Source organism: Hyphomonas sp. (assembly GCF_041398465.1).
Classification (GTDB): Bacteria; Pseudomonadota; Alphaproteobacteria; order Caulobacterales; family Hyphomonadaceae; genus Hyphomonas.
This window is the reverse complement of the sequence record NZ_JAWKUS010000001.1, coordinates 363,636-380,262: the sequence shown is the minus strand read 5'-3', so window position 1 is coordinate 380,262 and position 16,627 is coordinate 363,636. Positions and strand designations below refer to the sequence as shown.

The 16,627-nt window shown below is 57.2% G+C and carries 14 protein-coding genes; 10 read left to right on the top strand and 4 right to left on the bottom strand.

Annotated elements, in window-relative coordinates:
• Positions 1-19: 19 nt before the first annotated feature.
• Together R3C98_RS01785 and R3C98_RS01780 are read left to right on the top strand one after the other, a co-directional pair.
• Positions 20-676 carry a hypothetical protein gene (locus R3C98_RS01785; protein WP_371312408.1) on the top strand — a complete coding sequence of 219 codons (657 nt, stop codon included), beginning with the start codon at positions 20-22 and terminating at the stop codon, positions 674-676.
• Position 677: 1 nt separating this feature from the next.
• Entirely contained in the window at positions 678-1,877 is a 1,200-nt protein-coding gene (locus R3C98_RS01780) for a hypothetical protein (protein ID WP_371312407.1), read from the top strand.
• 606 nt (positions 1,878-2,483) lie between these two features.
• Here the strand turns inward: R3C98_RS01780 and R3C98_RS01775 are convergent.
• From R3C98_RS01775 to R3C98_RS01760, 4 genes are all read right to left on the bottom strand, one after another.
• The gene (locus R3C98_RS01775; protein WP_371312406.1) at positions 2,484-3,233 is read right to left on the bottom strand and encodes an SDR family NAD(P)-dependent oxidoreductase; all 750 of its coding nucleotides are present in this window, start codon (positions 3,231-3,233) and stop codon (positions 2,484-2,486) included.
• Positions 3,230-4,129 carry a phytanoyl-CoA dioxygenase family protein gene (locus R3C98_RS01770; protein ID WP_371312405.1) on the bottom strand — a complete coding sequence of 300 codons (900 nt, stop codon included), beginning with the start codon at positions 4,127-4,129 and terminating at the stop codon, positions 3,230-3,232. The genes R3C98_RS01775 and R3C98_RS01770 overlap by 4 nt, the downstream gene beginning before the upstream one ends.
• 93 nt (positions 4,130-4,222) lie before the next feature.
• On the bottom strand, positions 4,223-4,855 hold the full coding sequence (locus R3C98_RS01765; protein ID WP_371312404.1) for a TetR/AcrR family transcriptional regulator: 633 nt from the start codon (positions 4,853-4,855) through the stop codon (positions 4,223-4,225).
• Between the two features lie 80 nt (positions 4,856-4,935).
• A complete protein-coding gene (locus tag R3C98_RS01760; protein WP_371312403.1) occupies positions 4,936-6,252 on the bottom strand; it encodes a spinster family MFS transporter in 1,317 nt (438 codons plus the stop codon).
• Between the two features lie 398 nt (positions 6,253-6,650).
• On the opposite strand from R3C98_RS01760, the gene R3C98_RS01755 reads away from it, so the two are divergent.
• The 8 genes from R3C98_RS01755 to R3C98_RS01720 all read left to right on the top strand — a co-directional run bounded on the left by R3C98_RS01755 (position 6,651) and on the right by R3C98_RS01720 (position 16,627).
• Positions 6,651-7,454, top strand: coding sequence for an SDR family NAD(P)-dependent oxidoreductase (locus tag R3C98_RS01755; RefSeq protein WP_371312402.1), 804 nt, complete (start codon positions 6,651-6,653; stop codon positions 7,452-7,454).
• Positions 7,432-8,994, top strand: a complete 1,563-nt coding sequence (locus tag R3C98_RS01750) for a class I adenylate-forming enzyme family protein (protein ID WP_371312401.1) — start codon at positions 7,432-7,434, stop codon at positions 8,992-8,994. Before R3C98_RS01755 ends, R3C98_RS01750 begins: the two co-directional genes overlap by 23 nt.
• The gene (locus R3C98_RS01745) at positions 8,981-9,367 is read left to right on the top strand and encodes a nuclear transport factor 2 family protein (protein ID WP_371312400.1); all 387 of its coding nucleotides are present in this window, start codon (positions 8,981-8,983) and stop codon (positions 9,365-9,367) included. The genes R3C98_RS01750 and R3C98_RS01745 overlap by 14 nt, the downstream gene beginning before the upstream one ends.
• Entirely contained in the window at positions 9,368-10,822 is a 1,455-nt protein-coding gene (locus R3C98_RS01740; protein WP_371312399.1) for an amidase, read from the top strand.
• Positions 10,823-10,910: 88 nt separating this feature from the next.
• A complete protein-coding gene (locus R3C98_RS01735) occupies positions 10,911-13,073 on the top strand; it encodes a TonB-dependent receptor (RefSeq protein ID WP_371312398.1) in 2,163 nt (720 codons plus the stop codon).
• A gap of 55 nt (positions 13,074-13,128) precedes the next feature.
• Positions 13,129-14,778 (top strand): FAD-dependent monooxygenase, encoded by a 1,650-nt coding sequence (locus tag R3C98_RS01730; RefSeq protein WP_371312397.1) that lies wholly within the window; start codon positions 13,129-13,131, stop codon positions 14,776-14,778.
• Entirely contained in the window at positions 14,775-15,764 is a 990-nt protein-coding gene (locus R3C98_RS01725; protein WP_371312396.1) for an alpha/beta hydrolase, read from the top strand. Before R3C98_RS01730 ends, R3C98_RS01725 begins: the two co-directional genes overlap by 4 nt.
• Positions 15,761-16,627: a VOC family protein gene (locus tag R3C98_RS01720; protein ID WP_371312395.1), complete on the top strand. Its 867-nt coding sequence runs from the start codon at positions 15,761-15,763 to the stop codon at positions 16,625-16,627. The genes R3C98_RS01725 and R3C98_RS01720 overlap by 4 nt, the downstream gene beginning before the upstream one ends.

Sequence of the window (16,627 nt, the reverse complement as noted above, 5' to 3'; positions counted from 1 at the left end):
ACTGCCCCAGGAGACTCACATGATCCGTACAGCCATCTTCCTTTCTGCCGCCTTCATACTCGCCATGTCCGCTGTGGCAGACCCGGGCACGCCGAAGCTGCACCCAGTGGAAAAGGCCTGTGTCACCTATGAGATGAGCGGGCAGATGCAGTCCGGCACGGTGACGCGCTGCCACCGGGACTACGCCTATGAGAGCTATGAGATCCAGAACGTCACTATCGGCATGGCAGGTTTCAGCCAGACGCAAACTTCTCACACGATCACGATTGGCAACACGATCTATGCTATAGACCTTGCCTCCAATACCGCGACGAGAACCGAAAATCCCACGTATGACGGGTTGGTAAATGCGCTACAGAATACAAGCCCAGAAGACATGGGCGCAGCCTTCCTCGACGCCATGGGCATGACGTCGACAGGCCAAACCAAGACGGTCGCTGGTGAAACGTGTACGGTCTATTCCTCGCAGATGATGGGAACATCATGTTTCTCGTCCGATTGGCTGATGCTGGAACAGTCCGTCATGGGCATGAGCCAGACGGCGACATCGGTCGACCGCTCGTCGGGCGCGGACGATGCGAACTACACGCTGTACCAGACAGTCAGCGTCTCGGATGGGCCGGACCTTTCAAACCTGCCTGCCGGCCTTTCCGGTATTCTGGGTAACGGGAACTGACATGAAGACGCCAATTGTCATCGCCGCCGTATCCGTGCTGGCGCTGGGCGCGGCTGGTCTTGGTTACAGCTTGCTTGCGCAGGGCGGCAAGGATGCGCACGAGGAAGCTGGTGAAGATATCCGGGACTATGGCGATGATCTCTCTGCCGTTGCCGCGCGGGAGTTCCTTACGGAAATCAATGAGCTAAGCGAAATCGTGGAACGGGATGAGTCCACCGGCGCCGCGATAACGCCACCTCCGGCAACATGGCCGGCGCCGCCGGATGTTTCGGACTGGGCCGGGCACTATCTCGTCTTGCAGGGCGAGAACTATCTTCCCGTGCGGCGGGCCTTCGCAACGCCCATTGTGACACTGTTTGACCTTGAAGACGGCTACACGCCCCACAGCCCTTTCAGCAGGCTGGAGAGTGATGACGGCGTATGCGGGAGCGGCCTTGGTGATGAAGGCGCCGCGACTGGCGGCGGAGTTGTCAGCAGCCCGGTCGTCGCGGATGCCGCAGAGGCGGCAGGTGACAGTGTCAGCGCGGTAGACCGGCTGGGCCTGCTCGGTTGCCCCAAACGCCTTGGCATAGTGTGGGGGTCAGGGTCCTACGTGGTGGACGAGAATGGCGAAAATCTCGCTGGCCAGGATTTTTCTGACGGTGTGAAACTGTTTCATGGCCGGGATTTCTTCGACATGGATGAAGACGACGAAGATGGCGGCTTTGTCGTCGTCTTCGAGGGTGGCCCGGACCGGACGGGCGACCCCGCCATCACGCCGCTGCCATTCTGGAAAGCAATTGTTCTCGACTATCCGGTGCTTCGGCGTGAACCGGGTGCGGATGATATACCGGACGAGAAAACCTATGTTCAGCCTGCACCTGACCTGCCGGTGACGGTCTGGCCAGGTGTAACGGTACAGGATGCCGGGAACGGCACCGCATTGATCCCCCTTGAGGAACTCCTCGACGCCATCAATGACGCGATAGACGCAGCAGGGGAGGATGGCGAGGATGATCCGGAATACCTTCTGGTCCATCGCAGCGATCCGGCTTTTGACCAGGATGCTGTTCTGGAGCGCCTGCGGAAAATCCGTGAGCGTGTCCGTCAGCACGGTAGTGTCCGCACAGTATCTTTCGGACAGGAAGCTCCAATCTGTACAGACGACACCGACGATTGCTGGTCCCTGAACCGGAGTTTGATCCTGTACAAGGTGCGATAGCGCAGGACTTTTCTTTGTCCCCAGCGCTCAATCCGATATCCTTTAATAAGGCATGTAGCTTATTAAAGGATACGGATACGAGTGAACTGGAGCCGCAGCAATTGTGCCAGTAGAGCCCATATCAGACTGGACAGAATCTCCGTTTAAATCAGGTGGGTAGCTGTCTGTGTGTGCAACCTGTGTCGAGCGGATGGAAAATATTCCCAAAAAAACAGATCATTAGAATGGCATCGCTTTTCACTAACATCACGACTTTTGAAAGGCGGAAGAGAAAATATACATGAAAAACAAGGAATTGGATCGCCGGTTTTCTACTGCGCCCATGATGGATCGGAGTAAAAGTATATAAATAACAGATACTTAAAGGACCTCGTGTGCGCTCCGTGTGCAGTTGCAGAATGTTAATGCTGGCGGAACACATCAGTGTAAGGAGCAGAATGGACTTCGAGTTGGTCGCATTCGCTTATGAAGTTTGCCGAGAATACTGGCGCTCCAAAGGCCCGCTCATCATGCCCATCGGGGGGGTGAGTCGATAGGTTTGGATCGTTGATGGGATTGCGCAACCGGGGTTGAGGTGCTGCCGAGCGTCAGGGCTTGACTATGTTCTCAGCAAACAGAGAAGCCGCCGTCGATGGTCAGGACCTGTCCGGTCAAATAGTTGGCACTGTCAGATGCGAGGAAGACAGCTGCTTCAGCAATGTCGCGTGGAGTTCCAAGTCGGCCTCCAGGTACTCTTTCCTGGAAGAACTGGGCTAGGGAAGGGCCAGCTTCGCGCGTCATGTCTGTCTCAATGTAGCCCGGCGCGATTGCATTGACCTGAACATTTGTAGATGCCAGTTCGGCCGCAAATGAACGGGCAATGGCTTCGATTGCTGCTTTGCTCGCACTGTATGCAGACCGGGTCGGTATGCCCAGACGAGAGGCAACGGAGGAGAGAAGAACCAGCTTTCCCTGATCGCTGGCGATGAGGTGTGGAACCGCATATTTCGCGGTGAACAATGTGCTTTCGGTATTGGCCCGGAACACCTCTCTCCACACTTCAATATCGAGGTCTGCCACCGGGGTAGGGGTTGCCTGCGCGACGCCAGCACAGGCAACGCAAATGTCGAGCCGGCCCAAACGACTTACGGTTGTCACCATCGCATTTCGGACTTGCGGTTCCGAACTCACATCGCAGATAAGTCCGGAAACGTCGTGTCCGCTTTTTCGAAGCGAGGCGACGGCAGTGTCATTTCCCTCTGGCTGGCGCGACCAGATGCAGACATTTGCTCCCTCGCGCGCCAGGCTTTCGGCGATGGCGTATCCAATGCCACGGCTTGCTCCTGTTACGAGCGCCCCGCGACCTGAAAGCTTCATTCCGAAACACTCATTTTGCCGAGCGGCGCGCGGGACCGGCTGGTAAATGGTTCGCCGTAGGTGTTGTGGCCATCGAGACCGCCAAGGGCATTCCATGTCTTGAAGCCAAGCAGCGCCTTCAGTTCATCGCTCGCAGTTTCCAGAACCTCGTCGCTGATCGAAGCAACGGCATTTTCCTGCTGACGAAGCCACGGCACGCAATAGAAGGAAAGCAGGGCCACACGCGGCTCATTGGTGATGTTCTTGCCGGTCCCATGCCAGGTGCGGCCTTCAAAGAGGATGGCTGACCCGGGCGGGGCTGCAGCAGGAAGGGTTTCGATGGGTGCGATTTCTTCAGGTGTCGGACGGCCGAATTTGTGACTGCCAGGAATGATCCGGGTCGCACCGCCTTCATCGGTATAGTTCGAGAGCACCCAGGCAACATTGGTCACCACTGGCATCGTGAGAGTCGTTGGCAGTGACCCCTGGTCCTGGTGCATGAACATCGCCTCACCGCCTTTGCCGGCAATATTGGCGGTAAAGCTCGAGAGCAACACGTCTTGGCCCAGAACATGCCGAATGATTTCAAGCGTTGCAGGATGTTCCGCGAGCGCCCGGTACTCTTCTCCTTTATTGAGGAGACTCCAGACGCGCTGGTTTGGCCCTTCATTGTCGTAGCGAACAGTCTTGCCGGCGCCGGACTCGCAGGACGCTACGCCGTTGGCAGTTTCGGCGCGGGCTTGATCAAGTGTGCGCTCAAGCAGCCTCTCGACCTGTTCAGGGGTGAGAACATCAGCCAGGACACAACAACCATACTCGTCCATGTCACGCTTCGCCTGCTCGAGATCACGTGTCGGAGCGGGCAAATGCGGCAGGGGATTGAATTTTGCGGTGGCAGTTTGTTGTGCGACGGCCATTTGATGACTCCTCCCAATACGAGCTATAGCTCACACTTTAGGTGAGCTTAAGCTCATAAAATGATCCAAGTCAATATCAGAGTTGAGGACTGATCAGTCCTCGAAACATTGCGAGATAACCGCAATTGTTGCGGCTTCCTGCCAGCGAATGGCATCGGGCATGATCTCTTCGGGCGCGTAATAAATGGTGCGGCGGACCTCGAGTATATAGCGCCCGAGTTTGCGCAATCGTTCCACGCTCCATTTCGAGCCGGCAAGTTGAAGATGCTGTACTGCGGAGTCGGCACAGAACTCGACATGCGCGTCGGAGAGCTCACGCAGTTCCGGATAAAGATCCATTGCGCTCAGCAGGATCCGTCCGAGTTTTCGCTCGTAGGCGAAAGTGCTAGGTGCGGTCACGGTCCTCGACATCATCTTGAGGGCGTGATTGAGGCCCTTCTTGAGATGCTTCTCCATAGGGAAGGCCTCAATGCGCGCCTCAAGCTCTGTGAGGTAATCCTGAACCAGAGCGTAGACGATAGCCTGCTTGTTTGGGAAATACTGGTACACAGAACCAATCGGAATACCGGCATGCTCGGCGATCTGGTTTGTGTTGAGCGTCTCCAGTCCATCCTTGGCGATCAACTCGCGGGTAGCATTCAGGATCGCATCCACGCGCTCTCGGGAGCTCTTCCGGCTCGGGAGCTTTCTGGGTTCAACGCGACGTGTCGGCGCTTCTTTGGCCATACATAGTCCTCGACAGCGAAGTTCGTAATGCGCTGTTCGTGATCATGTATTTCGATGATCAGGTCAACTCCGAGCCCAATTCACGCGGGAGCTTCTGCGCTCAAAGGTTGTCCGCTTTCCGCAGACGCATCGTCAAATGATACAGCGCGTGCGATGTCGTTCACAAGAAAGCGGGATGCCAGGAAGTACAGGCCGGCGGCTATGGCATACCCCCCGCAGACGACGATCAGGGCAAGCTTTAGCGCATTGGTATCATCAGCTCCCCCAAAAACATCGCTCAATGCGCCGATGGACGTCGGTCCCAGCCCATAGCCAATCAGATTCAGGATCAAGCCGAACACAGCTGCCGCAGTCGCACGCATTCGCGCGGGAACGACCGTCTGAACTGCGGCATTGATTGGGCCGGCACTGGATCCCAGGGTGAAAAGAGGAATGACGAGGAGCGCCATTGTCAGCACGGCGCTGTTCACAGCGAATGCGGCAACAGCGAAGACGAACACAATGGTCATCACTGATGCAGGCAGGAGGCAATTCCAGCGGCGGTTCATGCGGCCAAGTCTGTCGGCTACGAAACCCGCTGTCAGAATACCGACAAAGCCGAGCGCGCCTGTGGCAATGCCAAGCATCAGGCCGATTTCGGCGATGCTGTAATTGTAGGCGCGCATGAAGTAGGTGGGGAGCCACATCATGATACCAAACCCGGCAAATGACTCTGCGGCCGCGGCGAATGCCATGAAGGCCGCCGAAGGCGTCCGGGCGAAATAGGCAAGGCAGTCGCCGAAATTCAGCTGGGCAGAGTTGGGTGTGGCCTGAGGTTGCGGTGAATCGGCGATCAGAAGCTTTACAGCAATTGCAAGCAACAGGCCTGGGGCGCCGACCAGAATGAAAGCCGTCCGCCACCCCATATGTTCAGCGACAAGCCCGCCGCCAGCAAGCGCGATGAGAGAGGCGACCGGGACTGCGACGGAATAGAAGGCGTTGGCTGTTGCGCGGGATTCGAGCGGGTAGTGTTCCGCAATCAGAGACGCTGCAGACGGGTTACACCCTGCCTCGCCGACCCCGACGCCGATGCGGGCAAGAAGGAGTCCCACAAAATTTGTTGCAGCCGCACAGGCTGCCGTGCAGGCGCTCCAGGCAGCAACGCAGATCGCAAGAACGTTTACCCTGGAGCTTTTGTCGGCGATTCGCGCGATGGGCAGTCCGGCGGTGACGTAGAACAGCGCAAATGCGAAGCCACTCAGAAGCCCAAGCTCTGAATCGCTCAGCGAAAATTCCGATTTGATCTGGGGGAGCAGTACCGCGACGATCTGGCGATCGAGGTAGGAGCTCATGAACACGAGCGTCAACACAAACAGCATGACATGCCGATTGCTGCGCAGGCCTTGGGGTTTCGTCATGTCTGCGGATCCTGCGCTTGCTTGCAAGCTCAATCGCATGAGTTAAAGCTCACAAAATGTCAAGTGAGTCGTTTTCGTTGAGTTGCTCCGCCTATTGACCAGGTTCGGGTGGCGGGAACGTCCTTCCCTCGATCCAATCTTCACTCGGTCATGCGCGTGATATCTGTCCGGAAAGTCCCGATTTCCGGGACTCGGCGGCGTCGGAGAAATTTGTTTTTGGTCAGTTCCGGTCCGGTTGGAGAGCATCTTGCCGGGGCCTTCCCGTCCAGCGCGGGACTTTCCCAGCCCTCGGCAAATGCCGATCTCAAATTCAGAACAGCGCGAATTGACATCGTTAGAAAGATGAGCTTAGGCTCACATAAACACCGCAACGACAATCAGAAAAACGGGGAGGGGAGATGACGCAGTCTCTTGAGGGCAAAGCGGCTCTGGTGACCGGTGCAACCAGCGGCATAGGTGCCGCCACCGCTCGACTTTTTTGTGAGCGGGGCGCTCATGTCATGCTTGCGGGACGAAATGCCGAGCAGGGTGAGCAATTGGCCCGCGAACTGGGCGATCGCGCAAGTTTCACAAGAACTGACGTCACATCCGAGCAGGATATCGAGTCTGCGATTGCCGCCACGGTTGAGCAGTTTGGATCTCTGGACGTGCTCTTTAGCAATGCGGGCGCCCCGACGCCTGGCGGTGTGGATACCTTCACGGCAGAGCAGTTTGAGAGTGCCGTCAATCTGCTTCTGCGAAGTGTCCTTTTTGGAATCAAGCATGCTGCTCCGATCATGAAGCGCCAGGGCAGCGGAAGCATCATCAACAATTCAAGCGTAGCGGCGCACCGGTCCCATATGGGGGGGTATCTCTACAGCGTGGCGAAGGCGGCCGTCAGTCATGCGACACGTATGGCGGGGATTGAGCTTGCTGCTCATGGCATTCGGGTCAATGCTATTTCTCCTGGCGGCATCGCGACCCCGATCTTTTACGGAGGGTCAGGGGCAGCAACCAATCTGACTGACGCACACCGCGAGGCCAAGAACGCCAAACTGCTGAGCAATCTGGCGAAGGCGACCCCTTTGCGCCGGGCTGGCCTTCCCGAAAATATCGCCGAAGCAGCAGCATTTCTGGCGAGCGATGCGGCCTCATTCGTCAATTGTCACGACCTCGTTGTGGATGCGGGCATGATCGCTGGTGGGCGGACAAATTTTGAATAGTGCATGGCCAAAAATACCCAGCGCCGACGAGCTCTTTGAGTGCGATTTTGCAACTCACGAGCAGTTTGTGCGCGCCTATGCACATGAGCGCGGCCAACACATCGCAGTGTGCGATGAGAGCGAAGTCTACTCATATTCCGAACTCAACGCGGTAATGGATTCCATTGCAGCTGCTTTGCAGCGCGATGGAATCGGCAAGGGCGATGTTGTTGCCACATGCGCAACCAATTCGGCCAAAGCTGCAGCGCTTTTCCTTGGAATCCTGCGTGCAGGCGCGGTCGTCGCTCCTCTGCCGCCGGCCGGTGCAGCAGATGCCTTGGCGGGCATGCTGAGAGATGCTGGGGCGCAAATCGTGTTTAGCAGTGATGACGCTGCGGGCATTGGCGCAGCGGCCCAGAGCAGTGGTGTACGGAACATTCAGGTCGAGTTTCTGGATCAATGGTATCAGGGCGCTGGAAATCCAACCCCGGTCAAGGTGAAGCCTTCAGACGCGTTCAATATTATTTACTCGTCGGGAACGACGGGCGTACCGAAGGGAATTGTTCAGCCCTATAGCATGCGATGGGCGCAAATTCGCCGAGGCGTCTATGCGCCGGATTCCGTGACGCTCCTGTCCACACCTCTTTATTCCAACACGACACTTGTGTCTTTCCTTCCAACGATCGCGAATGGTGGCACGGCCATCCTGATGCGCAAGTTCGATGCTGGCAGGTTCCTTCGCCTTGCAGAATTACACCGTGTTACGCACGCAATGCTGGTTCCGGTTCAGTATCAGAGAATTCTGAGCCATCCGGAATTTGACCAGTTCGACCTGTCATCCTTTCAGACAAAATTTGCAACCAGTGCTCCGTTCTCTGCCGAATTGAAAGCCGAGGTTTTGAGGAGATGGCCCGGTGGGCTCGTTGAGTTCTACGGTATGACGGAAGGGGGTGGTTCATGCATGCTCCTGGCTCACGAGCATCCGGACAAGCTTCACACGGTCGGGCAGCCCATGGCGGGACACGACATACGTCTGATTGATGATGACGGTATTGAGGTGAAGAAGGGAGAGCAGGGGGAAGTTGTCGGGCGTTCGGCCGTCATGATGCGGGAATACCATAACCTGCCAGCCCAGACCGACGCTGCTTCATGGCGGTCGCCGGAAGGGCTCCGGTTCATCCGAACGGGTGACATAGGAAGGTATGACGAGGATGGCTTCCTTGTTCTGGTCGATCGAAAGAAGGACATGATCATTTCCGGAGGTTTCAATATTTATCCGAGCGATATCGAGGTAGAGCTCCTGCGCAATGAGCATGTTGCCGAAGCTGCGGTGGTTGGGGTTCCGTCAGACCGATGGGGTGAGACGCCCGTCGCCTTTGTGGTGCCAAAGCCAGGTGCGCAGGCCGACCAGATTCTGGATTGGGTCAACGAGCGCCTTGGCAAAACTCAGCGTCTCGCTGACCTGCGCCTGATCGATGAACTTCCGAGAAGTCCGATCGGGAAGGTTCTGAAACGCGAACTTCGAGAATTTTATGGGAGCGCCGTTCATGAGCGTGGATAATGATATTTCTGGCGTGGTCGAAGCCTATTGCAGAGGCATGCATGAGGGGTCCGAGACGCTTCTCAGAAGTGTGTTTCACCCCGGTGCATCGATCATCGGCACCTTCTCGAATTTCTCAATTTCCTCAGGACTCGATCAATTTGTAGGTGGATTGTGTGCAGGTCCGAGCCCGGCATCGGAAGGGTTCGAGCTTGAGTTCGAAATTCTTGAAACGCGTGTCGACTATCCATTGGCGAGTGTCGTTGTAACAGATGCATTGCGCGACATGCGATTCACCGATCACCTGGTTCTGATTCACCTGGATGGTCGATGGCAGATTGCTGGGAAGGCTTTTGCAACCGAGGCGGCATTGCCCGCTTCTGCGAGGGGGTAGATGATGAACGCGACTGGAATTGAGGGGCTTCTCGATACCCACGACGCCCTGGGGCTGGCCCAGCTGATACGTTCGGGACAAATCCATCCCGGCGAATTGCTTGAGGCAGTCATTGAGCGCACTGAACGCATGAACCCGGACTGCAACTTTGTTTCAGTCCGCAACTATGAGCAGGCGAGCCAACGCGCAAACGAGCGCCGGACCACAGGTTTGTTCGAAGGTGTTCCGCTCGCAACCAAAGACCTCGGGGCGACAATCGAAGGAGTACGGTCCACCAATGGATGCCGTCTCGCCCCGGACATGATCGCGCCTGCCGACAATGAAATGATCTCTCGGTTGCGCAAGCAGGGGTTCAACTTCTATTGCTCGACGACGTCGGCGGAACTCGGTTTAAGTTATGTCACCGAGACCCATCTCTACGGGACGACCCGCAATCCGTGGGATCTTGACCGGACACCGGGTGGATCCAGCGGTGGATCGGCGGCGCTCGTAGCCTCGGGTGTCCTGCCAGTTGCTCATGCGAATGATGGTGGTGGCTCTATTCGTGTCCCGGCATCCTGTTGCGGCCTGTTCGGGCTCAAGCCGACGCGCGCGCGCGCGCCCGCTGGTCCGTTCGGCGAAGGCTGGTCAGGGTTGACTTGTGACAATGCCGTCAGCCGCTCAGTCCGGGACAACGCGGCATTTCTTGACGCTATTCAGGGACCGGAAATCGGTGCGCCATACTGGTGCCCTCCGGCTGGCGATTCCTTTGTTTCGCAAGTCACAAAGGATCCGGGGAGGTTGCGTATTGGTTTCATGCGCCGCTGGCCGGGCCATGATATCGATTCAGAGTGTGTCGAAGCGGTCGAGGACGCGGCGCGGTTGTGCGAAGCGCTCGGCCACGAAGTTGTCGAAGCGGTTCCCGATTTTTCGATCGAGCAACTGGTTTGGGCCGTCTATGTTATCGTTGCTGCCAATACGAGAGCGGCGGTCGATGCGATCGGTGAAATGCGCGGTAAACCCGCTACCCCCGAGGAGCTCGAAATGCTGACGCACGTGCTCGTTGAAAAGAGCCGTCGCGAGAGCTCTACGGACTATGCCGCAGCGATCATGACAATGCATCAGATCAGTCGTCAGTTTGCGTGCTTTATGGAGCAGTTCGACGTTCATCTCAGTCCGACGCTGGGGAGGGCGCCCCTGAGGATTGGCGCGCTCCACTTCAAGCAGGATGTCGGGTTTGACAGGATGCGCGACCAGCAGTTCGACTTTGCGCAGTTCACAATGCACTACAATGCCAGCGGCCATCCGGCAGCATCGGTTCCTCTTTATTGGTCCAAGGACGATCTTCCGATTGGAGTTCAGATTGGCGGCAGGTTTGGTGCGGAAGCAACGCTCCTGCGTCTGGCGGGGCAACTGGAAGCGGCCAGGCCGTGGTTCGGTCGCCGCCCCAAAATTCATGCGAGCAATAACTCATAAAACTGTTGCGCGGCCAATTTTCTCCCAGTATAGAAGTGTGAGCTAAGGCTCATAATAGTTTGGGCTTTGCTTCAGGGAGGAAGCATCAATGAAAAAAGTGCTGAGCTCGGCCGTTTGTACGGCGGCTTTGTTTGCGCCCTTCGGTTTGGCTCATGCCGAAGATGCAGACGCGGGGGAGGGAACAAGGAAACTTGATCCGGTTGTGGTGACCGCTCAGATGCGGGAGCAGTCGGCGATCGAGGTGCCTCTGGCGCTTACAGCGCTGACCGCTGACCAGCTGCAGGACCGTCAGATCAATGACGTTGTTGATCTTGCAAAAGTCACGCCGGGCCTTTCCGTGGCCACCTTCAGTACCGCGCCGAAGATTACGCTGCGGGGCATCGGAAACGAAGCCTACAACTATGGTGGTGATGGCAGCATCGCATTTCACGCAGATGGTGTGTACATCGGCCGTGCCGAACCTCAACGCGCTGCTTTTTTTGACGTGGCGCGCGTCGAGGTGCTCCGTGGCCCGCAGGGCACGCTCTACGGACGCAATACGACTGGCGGTGCCATCAATGTCGTCTATCAGCATCCCACCGACACGTTCTCTTCGGAGCTTTCGGCCGGCATTGGCAATTATGGGGCCTACGATGTGTCTGCCATCGTCAATGGACCAATGGGGGATGGTGTCGCCGGGCGTCTCAGCATGCGCCGTGAATACAATGAGGGTATGACGGACAATGTCATGCCGGGGCGTAAGGATCTCGACGATCAGGACAACTACCAGGCTCGCGCGCAGATCCAGTTCAATCCTTCCGACACATTCGAGTTGCTGCTGCAGGGCGAGTTCTATCGCAATCAGCGCAGGGGTCCTGGACGCAAATTCCTCGGTGGTCCCGAAGGGGCCGTTACCCCGGCTGAGGCGCCTCCCTACAATGGCCAGTGGCTGACCACGCTGAACTCCCGGGATGTTGTTTCGACGTACGATCCCAAAGAGGATATGGATTTCTGGTCGCTGTCTGCTCAGGCCAAATGGGACCTCGACGGCGTTCAGCTTCAATCGATTTCCTCCTACCGGGACCATGTCTTTGGCAATGCCAATGATGAGGGTGACGGTCTGGACGTCGATTTCTCCACGCTCAACATTCAGAATGACATCCATCAGTTCAGCCAGGAGTTCAGGCTTCTGTCGGACAGCGATGGCCAGCTGAGCTGGATTCTCGGGGCGTACTATTTCCTTGAGGATGGGGACTTCGGTCGCCAGATCCCGTTCTTCGTTCCGAACATTGTTCTGATGAATGGAGGCAGCGTGCGCACGGATGCGGTCGCGGCCTATGGGCACCTCGACTTTGAGGCGACCGACCGTCTGACGCTGTCCGCGGGCCTTCGCTATGGCCAGGACAAGAAGGAGATGACGGAGTTCCTGAGCTTCATCGGTATTCCGTTTGCAGGCACCAATGCGCTTGACGATTCATGGTCCGCAACAACCTGGGATGTCGGCGCAGAGTTTGGTTTGACGGAAGACAGCTTCCTGTTCGCCAGGATTGCCCGTGGCTTCAAGTCGGGCGGTTTCAACACCGGGGCGCTGGAGCCTTCCTCGTTTGATCCGGAATATGTGACTTCATACGAAGCGGGCCTGCGTGGCGAGTTCTTCGACAAGCGTGCGACGATGTCACTGGTTGGTTACTACAGCGACTATGAAGACATGCAGCTTGTGAAAGTTCAGGACTTTGCGACAGTTTTTTCGAACGCGGCAAGTTCGGAGATCAAGGGTATCGAATTTGAGGGACGGTTCTCCGTCACTGAAGCATTCACGATAGACGTCATGGCTGCCTATACTGATGCAAAGCTGAATGAGTTTACAACGATCGATTCCGCGTTGCCCGCGCTTGGCGAGCAGAATCTGGCTGGCAATACCCTGCCGCATGCACCGGAATGGCAAGCGGCTATAGCTGGGCAGTACGTAATTCCGCTCGGCAATGAGGGAGAGGTTTCCATCAACGGCAACTACAGCTGGCGGGACAAGGTTTACTTCGATGCCTTCAACCGTGAGCAGCGGTCACAGGATGCTGTCGGGAAGGTCGACGCGAGCATTTCGTATACCTCGCCGAGTGGGGCGTGGGAACTGACCCTCTGGGGCAAGAATCTAACCGATGAGTTGGTGCTTGGCCATGTCAGTGTTCTGACCGATGCGATCGGGTCGCCGCACATGGGCTTTTGGGAGCCGCCTCGGACTTATGGTCTGAGAGTGACGCGCAACTTTAACTAAGCTGACGGCGCGCCCGCCGGGTACCCGGCGGGCGCGCTCAAAAGGAGATTTGCGCGTGGCTGACCGTGTAATCATTGTCGGGGCGGGACCCGTCGGTATGACCCTGGCGCTGGACCTTGCCCGAAGGGGAGTGCCATCTCTAATTCTGGAGCAGCGTGATGCCGATGCTCCGGCCCATCCGAAGTGCAATACGATCAGTGCACGCTCTATGGAAATCTTCGACATACTTGGGTGTGCCGATGATATGCGGGAAGTGGGGCTTCCGGCGGACTACACAAATGATGTCGTCTACTCGACGAGCTATGCCAATGGTCACGAGATTGCGAGACTGTCCCTGCCATCTAGGGCGCGTCGCTGGAGTGACGATCGTTTTGCGCTCGATGGCGAGTGGCCCTCGGCGCAGCGGCCACATCGCGCAAGCCAGATTTTCCTGGAACGCGTTCTTCGCAAACATGTCCTTGCGAATGACATGATCGAGCTGAGATTCAGCTCGACAGTCGTCGCGGCCGACGAACAAGCCGATGGTGTTGTTGTCAGTTGGGAGGAGGGTGGCGACACACACAAGGTCAAGGCGCCTTATGTTGCAGGTTGTGACGGTGGTCGCTCCTTTGTCCGGCGTGCCATGGATGTCAGTCTTGTTGGCATCAGTGCCGTTAAGACGCGCATCTGGGCGGCATATTTCAGATCCAAGAAGCTTCTGAAGGCAGGCCCGAAGGGTGGCGTCTGGATGAACTTCTTCATTCAGGAAAATCAGCGTGGGACCCTCGTCGCAATCGATGGAATTGAGACATGGCTGATCCACTGCAATGTTCCGCCGGGGCTGGACTATGATGAGTTCGACTGGCGTGCCGGCGTGGGAACTCTGTTGGGTGCAGATGTCGATTTCGATCTGATTGCCGCAGAAAAGTGGCGCCTGAACCGCGCGGTTGCCGAAAAATACCGTGCCGGCCGCTTTTTCCTGGCCGGCGATGCGGCCCATATCTGGCCGCCGTTCGCTGGATTTGGAATGAACTCGGGCGTCGAAGATGCCTTTGGTCTTAGCTGGATGCTGGCTGCCGTTCTGAAGGGCCAAGCGTCTGAACAACTGCTCGATGCCTATGAGGCAGAGCGCAAGCCCGTCGGGGAACTGGTCTCCCATGCCGCCGATGGCATGGTCGCCGAGCAACGTGCAGCCGCGAGTGCCGGTGGTCTTCAGAAGGATGTGCGCCGGACCGACAAACAAGGCGAACTGGCGAGAACTACCATCGGCAGAAATATCCTGAGGATCGATAGCCAACAATTCGATCCGCAGGGCCTCAATTTCGGGATCGCATATGAATCTTCACCGGCGGTCGTATACGATGGCGAGGCGGCTCCGGCTTTTGTGGTTCGGCAATACACACCGACAACCGTTCCCGGATGCCGGGCACCCTATTTCGTATTTGCCGATGGCGTGCACCTTTATGAGCGTCTCGGGCCGGATCTGACCCTTCTGCGCACGAATCCCGATGTCGATGTCAGCGCCTTTGTTGACGCTGCGAAAGAGCGGCGCGTTGGGCTCAAAGTCATCGATATCGGACACGAGCCCAAGGCTCGCCCTATCTATGACCGGGCGCTGGTGCTTGTGCGCCACGATCAGCGTATATGCTGGCGGGGCGAGACAGCCGACGAAGCCGGGACCGTGTTGGCGCAGATCCTTGGCGAACGGTCCGGGAGCGGGTCATGAGCGATCCGTATGACTGGCGCGCGCTTCATGCGCGGCGCATGGCGGCCCTGGCTCCGCACGTCAGGGAAAAGCTCGAAGCGCGAGTTGCGTTCAAACCATTCGAGGAAATGGGCGTCGTTGGCTTTCGGTCCATGATGGACGATTACACGAGTTCGGTCCCCCCGAGCCCCGTACCCTATGAAGATGTCTCGGTCCCGGGGCCAGCAGGACCGATTCCAACAAGGATCTTCAAGCCAAACGGTGCAAATCCCGAATGGGGCGCATGCCTCTATCTCCACGGCGGAGGATTTATCGGGGGCGGCGGTCTTGATGGATATTCCGCTGCTTGCGGAACAATGGCCGAAAAGACAGGTTGTGTTGTTGTCTTCCCGGACTTTCGCCTGCCGCCGGAGCACAAGTTTCCGGCAAGTGTCGAAGACTGCTGGGCGGTTGCGCAGTGGATGGGAGACAATGGCGCTGCTTACGGGTTCAATCCTGACCGGATCGCAGTTGGAGGTGGCTGTACTGGAGCGACCCACGCAACCGTTGTCGCCCTGATGGCGCGCGATGCTGGCCGCCCCCGAATTGTCTTCCAATGGCTGTTTGATGCATTTCTGGATGCCAGAGGGGATTATCAGTCCCATGAGGAAAATGGCGAAGGCTATCAACTTTCCGAAGCAGACAATCAGTACATAATTAGGCGATACCTTTCGGCGCCCCAGGAGCGTTGGGACTGGCGTGTATCCCCCGTTCTCGCTCCCTCGCTTCGCGGAGCGCCTCCCACCCTAATCGTAGCTTCGGAATTCGACATCTTGCGCGACGAGATGGCGTTCTATGCGAACCGGCTCGCGGATGCCGGGGTCGATGTCGATTTCCGATGCTATCCGATGGAAGGGCATTCGTTCAGCTTTGGCGAAGACGAAACCCAGCTTTCCGATGCGGGCCGGGATGCCAAAGCGGCATTGCTGAACGGCTTGCGCAAGGCGTTGAAAGGAGCTCAGGCATGACGAACCTGGCCTATATTGTTCTCAATTCCGAAGAATTGGACGACTGGGTGGAGTTCGCGCGTACCGTCGGTGCGGACGCGAGCAAGACCGACGGAGAAATACAGGTCCGTGTGGATGATTGCGCGCATAGGATTCTCATCCGCAAGGCTGAGCATAGTGACATTGCGTGCCTTGGATTCGAATTTGATGACGCCAAAGCCTACGCCGGAGCAATCAAGTCTATGACCTCCAGTGGCTTCGAGGTGACGGAAGGCAGTCCGGAGCTGTGTAAGGCGCGCGCTGTGAAGGCCTTGTCGAGTGTCCAGGACCCCGAAGGGCTGACAGTCGAACTCGTTCACGGTCTTCGGAAGTCATCTGTTCCTCCAACGCCGAACCTGAAATTTGGCTTCGCTGCGGACGAGACCGGCTTCGGTCACGCCCTTCTCAAGGTCAAGGATCTTGACGCCTACTGCGAATTTTACGCCAAGCTCGGAGCAACATTGAGCGATCATATCGTTTTGGACGGTGAGGGTCCCAAGGCAAAGATCGCCTTCCTACACTTCAATCCGCGGCACCATACTCTGGCGCTCATGCAGGGCGAGATGGGCTCTGCGCGAAAGCTCCAGCATTTCATGCTGGAGATGAAGGATATCTGTGATGTCGGACGGACATTTGATCGCCTGTCGGCCAGCCGGTTCGGTGTTGCGACGACATTAGGTCAGCACACGAATGACCGATCGATCTCATTTTATTGTAGAACACCTGCGCAGATCTGGATGGAGATCGGGTGCCATGGTGTTCACATCGAAGATGAGTCTGCATGGCAACCGGCGACCTACGATGCGACCAGCGAATGGGGGCACAAACTTGTGCCGCAGACCTGA